Annotated in this window: 1 pseudogene; it reads left to right on the top strand. The window is 54.3% G+C overall.

From position 1 onward, the window contains the following. Window positions 1-146: 146 nt before the first annotated feature. Window positions 147-451: pseudogene (locus BKN05_RS12025) on the top strand (hypothetical protein); the annotation flags it as partial.

Consider the following 451-nt stretch of genomic DNA (forward strand, 5'->3'; position numbering starts at 1 on the left):
GCACGATGCTAGGAGAATGCACGTGGCAGAAAGCGTCGCTAAGAGTGTTTTGCGCAGGGAATTCACATGTGGCCATATTTCCCGATGCCTACCTCTAAAGCAACTCTTAGCTTGTTCAAAAATAAGCCATGCATATAATGGCGCTTATGACTATTGCAAAGACTTCCCGTCGCCGTACGCTTCGTTCCGCAGCCTTGGGCATCACCGCCGCATCCGCACTGGTGTTGGCCAGCTGCTCTTCTGAAGAAGCTAAAGACACCGCCGTCTCTGTCACCTCTGAGGATGCCGACGCCGCAGAATCCGCTACGAAGGCGGCTGGCGATGCCGCAGAGTCCGCCACCGAAAAGGCAAAAGAAGCCGGTGACAAAGCAATGCAGGCCATTGACGCTGAAATGCGCGTGACCCCAGACCCAGAAGCTGGTGTGGAAGCAGACAGCGAACTGAAAATTGA

Source organism: Corynebacterium sp. S5S1, assembly GCF_001913985.1.
Lineage (GTDB): Bacteria > Actinomycetota > Actinomycetes > Mycobacteriales > Mycobacteriaceae > Corynebacterium > Corynebacterium marquesiae.